This is a genomic window from Martinezella paranaensis (assembly GCF_014200235.1).
GTDB lineage: Bacteria > Pseudomonadota > Alphaproteobacteria > Rhizobiales > Rhizobiaceae > Rhizobium > Rhizobium paranaense.
On sequence record NZ_JACHBI010000046.1, the window covers coordinates 1 to 1,629 of the forward strand.

The window sequence follows — 1,629 nt, forward strand, 5'->3', positions numbered from 1 at the left end:
TCGCCCTTATTAAGCTTGCTTTCGATATTGTTCAGCACAACAGTGCCTGCTCCCTCGAAAACCTGAAACACGCTCGAGCCCACCTCCCGGCGGGGCGGGGTTATCGTTCCCACGCGTAGCCGGTGAAAGAGAGCACAACGAAGAACCTAAGCCGTTCGTCTGGAAAGCAGACCCTGACGACATCATCGCGGCCGTCAGACGTGGGCACCAAGTGTTGGAATCAAACCACTCTCTATCCGCTCATCAGCATCGTTCACGGAATGGGGGGAACCGGTAGTCGGCAAGCCGTCAGCCTCTGTCGGACTATCGGGGAAGAAACCGTCGACCACGGCGAAGGTCTGAAATACGAAGCGCTTGCCTCCAGAAGTTGCCGGAACAGCAAATCATAGTCCCCATGCGCACGCTGCAGTTCTTCGGGCGCGTGTCCGGTTTGAAGATCTGATCGAGTTCCGGTTCGATGAGCCGCTTGACCACCATCTGCGCGATTCTGTCGCTCACGGTGGGCACACCCAAAATCCGCTGGCCTCCAGTCTTCTTGGGAATGGGGACGGCGCGCACCGGTGGCGGAAAGTAGCTTCCCGAGCTCATCCTGTTCCAGATCCTGTAAAGGTTCCTCCTCAGGTCGGCTTCGAATGCCTCGATCGTCTGCCCGTCCACGCCGGCCGCACCACCATTGGATTTGACCGCTTTGTAGGCTTCGTACACCAGCCGCTTATCGATCATAAACGGCTTGTCTGTCGCATCCGTCGACGTCATCCTGTCTCCAGTTGTTTCAAAAGATACGACCACCTGACCCGACCCCTTCGCTCCACCGCCATTACAGCGCTTTCATCACTACTACGGGTCGGTCCGCCCCAGCCTCCTGTATCGGTACTCTCGCCTTGCGGCTTTCGGCCGCTTGTACTTCTCCCTTGGCGTCAGCAAGCTGGTTCCTGCAGTTCCGCGCAAAAGCCTGTGTCCAACTCACGCCCCCTATACGCCGTCCACTGTCGGCCCAGTCATCAGGCTCCCGACCGACTTGTCCCAAGAGATCCAAACGCCCTTGGTTTTAGTGGCATCAAAGAGTGATAACGACGCGTCATCGAAGGGTTTGCTTGCGCTCATCTTCCGGATGCCTACCTGCCCCGGCCTGCTTGCTGCAGCACACTTTGGACGGGCACTAGCTAGTTTGGCCGCTCGCGAATAACATGCGCTGCAGCTTGTCTCGTGCATCTGGAGGGCAGCCATGCTGGGACATCTCCTCGCGGTACCTTACACAAACAGGGGTCGCAAACTTTTTTTGCCATTCAAGCTCTTGAATGGAAACGACCTTCGACCCTTAGTATCCTAGCAAAGTGGCTGAGGCGATCCCAGGAATTCCCCGAAAAAGACATCGGCTCGCGAAGCGCGCACCCGATGTTATTCGCGCCATGGATCGACGAGGATCACGCCGGTACCATCGAAATCTTGAACATTCCGTGTGACCACCGTTAAACCGTGAACCAGCGCTGTCGCGGCAGCAGGCTGCGGAGTAAGGCGTCGATCATATAGTCTCAAAGCTCACATGAGGATTTCGCCGTCAAGATCAATCACTGGTTCATAGTTTGCATCCTTCCGATTTCATATCGAACCCATGGTCTGAGCCACTTG

General features: G+C 56.5%; 2 pseudogenes. Both read right to left on the reverse strand.

What is annotated here, in order from left to right:
- Positions 1 to 420: 420 nt before the first annotated feature.
- Positions 421 to 756, reverse strand: a pseudogene (locus tag GGD50_RS32500) (group II intron reverse transcriptase/maturase); the annotation flags it as partial.
- A gap of 642 nt (positions 757 to 1,398) precedes the next feature.
- Positions 1,399 to 1,497: pseudogene (locus tag GGD50_RS33210) on the reverse strand (VapC toxin family PIN domain ribonuclease); the annotation flags it as partial.
- Positions 1,498 to 1,629 lie beyond the last annotated feature (132 nt).